Here is a 2,373-nt window from a genome sequence, read left to right as displayed (position 1 = left end):
CGGGTGCACAGCGCGTCGCGGACGGACGCCCGCAGCGGCACGACGCCGATGCGCAGCCCCGGCACGCCGGCGGTCGGCAGGTCCTTCATGGAGTGCACGACGAGGTCGCACTCCCCGCGCAGCAGCGCGTCGCGCAGCGCCGCGACGAACACGCCGGTCCCGCCGAGCTGTGCCAGCGGACCCGTCAGCACGTCGCCGGCGGTCGTGATCGGGATGAGCTCGACCTCGTGGCCGGTCACAGTGCGCAACGCGTCGGCGACGTGCCCGGACTGCGTCGTTGCGAGCAGGCTCGCGCGTGTGCCCAGCCGCAGGGGCCGCAAGGTCACGGTGCCATACCGGCGAGCGCCGGACGGAACCCGCGGCGGGTGTTCTCGCAGCATCCGGCACGACATACGTCGTACGCCGGCCCGAGCGCCGTCACGTGCGGGCGCTGCTCCGGCGGCATCCCGGTGAGGCGCTCCTCGACGAGGTCGACGAGCCCCGCCACGAACGCGGGATGATGCCCGGGGGTCGCCGTACGCACCGCGACGAGTCCGAGCGTCTCAGCCGTCGCCATGGCCTCGGTGTCGAGGTCCCAGAGCACCTCCATGTGATCGCTGACGAACCCGAGGGGCACGATGAGCACCGCCTTGCGGCCACGCGCCGGAAGCTGCGTCATCGCATCGTTGATATCGGGTTCCAGCCACGGAACCTGCGGCGGGCCTGAGCGGCTCTGGAAGACGAGTTGCCACGAACTCGGAATCCCGAGCAGCGCCATGATCTGCTCGGCAACCGCGAGGTGCTGCGCCAGGTAGGCGCCTCCCGGACCGAAGCCGTCCTCGGGCGCACCGGACCGATCGGCGTCGGCATTCGGGATCGAGTGCGTGGAGAAGAGGACTTCGACGTCGTGCTCCAGGTCGGTGATGCCCCGCTCGGCGAGCTCGGCGATGCCCGCCCGGATTCCCTCGACGAACGGCGTCACGAACCCGGGGTGATCGAAGAACTCGCGCACCTTGTCGATCTCCACGGCGCCGTCGAGCCCGGTCGCCTCGACCGCGTCGGCGAGGTCTTCGCGATACTGCCGGCACGACGAGTAGGAGCTGTAGGCGCTCGTCGCGATCGTCAGGATCCTGCGGTGCCCGTCGTCATACGCGGCCCGCAGCGCCTCGTCGAGATACGGCATCCAGTTGCGGTTGCCCCAGTACACCGGCAGTTCGTACCCGCGCCGCTGCAGCTCATCCTGCAGCGCCGCGCGCAGCGCGCGGTTCTGCTCGTTGATGGGAGAGACGCCACCGAAGTGGCGGTAGTGGTGGGCGACCTCCTCCAGCCTTTCCTCGGGGATGCCGCGGCCACCGGTCACATTCCGTAGGAACGGGATGACATGGTCCTGCCCCTCCGGTCCGCCGAAGCCCAGCAGCAGCACGGCGTCGTAGTCGACCGGTTCGGTGGTATACGGCCCGCCGTCGCGGGTGCCGGCGGTCCCGCCGGGAACGACGGCACCGGGCGCGCACCACGCCGGGCGGGTCGCGGCGGGCACCTTGGCACGGAAGGTACGGGATGTCTCAGCGTGCATGACCATCAGCTCAGCACCTCGGCGAGTTCGGCGAGCTCGACGCGCCGCCCGGTGTAGAACGGCACCTCCTCGCGCACGTGGCGGCGCGCGCCGGTGGCGCGGAGGTCCCGCATCAGGTCCACAAGGTGGATCGGGTCGTCGCTCTCCAGCGGTAGGAGCCACTCGTAGTCGCTCAGCCCGAACGTCGACACGGTGTTCGCGAGGACCTCGGTGAACCGCGCTCCCTTGCGACCGTGCTCGGCGAGCATGCTGGAGCGCTCCTCGTCGGGCAGCAGATACCACTCGTAACTGCGCACGAACGGATACAGACACAACCACCCCCGAGCGCGCTCACCGCGGAGGTAGCCGGGCACATGGCGCTTGTTGAACTCCGCCTCGCGGTGCACGCCCATCGCCGTCCACACCGCCGTCGCCGCGCCGAGCGCCGCCGTGCGCCGCAGCTGCCGCAGCGCCTGCTGCAGCGCCGCCGGATCGTCGGGGCCGTCGGCGCTCGTGTGCAGCCACACCATGAGATCGGCATCGCCACGCATGCCGGTCACGTCGTAGAAGCCCCGCAGCGTGACCCCGGAGAACCCGGCGACGACCGCTTCGACCTCCTCGATCACGAAGGGTTCGGGCGACGCGACCGCGCGTGGTCGCGGCAGCGCGAGGACGGCGAACAGGGTGTAGCCGAGGGGGTTCGTTTCTGTCATGCGATGCTCCTGACGGGGTGTGCAAGATCGGACGTGACGAGGGCCCGCGCGTGCGGGATGACCGCGGCCAGTCCGGTCCCGGCGACGGCGGCGCCGGTGAGATGGATGCCGGGGCGCGCGGTCCGGGCC

General features: G+C 71.0%; 2 protein-coding genes and 1 pseudogene. All 3 read right to left on the bottom strand.

The genetic code is table 11. The annotated features are described in order from the left end of the window. A pseudogene (locus WBP48_RS04765) lies at nt 1-326 on the bottom strand (hydroxymethylbilane synthase); the annotation flags it as partial. Continuing rightward, nucleotides 323-1,552: a ferrochelatase gene (locus tag WBP48_RS04760; RefSeq protein WP_424436842.1), complete on the bottom strand. Its 1,230-nt coding sequence runs from the start codon at nt 1,550-1,552 to the stop codon at nt 323-325. The gene WBP48_RS04760 and the pseudogene WBP48_RS04765, both read right to left, overlap by 4 nt. A gap of 5 nt (nt 1,553-1,557) precedes the next feature. Further along, complete coding sequence (gene hemQ / locus WBP48_RS04755; RefSeq protein WP_424436839.1) at nt 1,558-2,244, bottom strand: hydrogen peroxide-dependent heme synthase; 687 nt, start codon at nt 2,242-2,244, stop codon at nt 1,558-1,560. Nucleotides 2,245-2,373: the final 129 nt, after the last annotated feature.

The sequence above is a fragment of the Microbacterium sp. genome, from assembly GCF_049661145.1.
GTDB lineage: Bacteria > Actinomycetota > Actinomycetes > Actinomycetales > Microbacteriaceae > Microbacterium.
This window is presented reverse-complemented; position numbering and strand designations above follow the sequence as displayed.

Excerpts from the sequence above, each read along its gene's own strand:
- WBP48_RS04760 (WP_424436842.1), bottom strand. The coding sequence starts at position 1,552 with ATGCACGCTGAGACATCCCGTACCTTCCGTGCCAAGGTGCCCGCCGCG.
- hemQ (WP_424436839.1), bottom strand. The coding sequence starts at position 2,244 with ATGACAGAAACGAACCCCCTCGGCTACACCCTGTTCGCCGTCCTCGCG.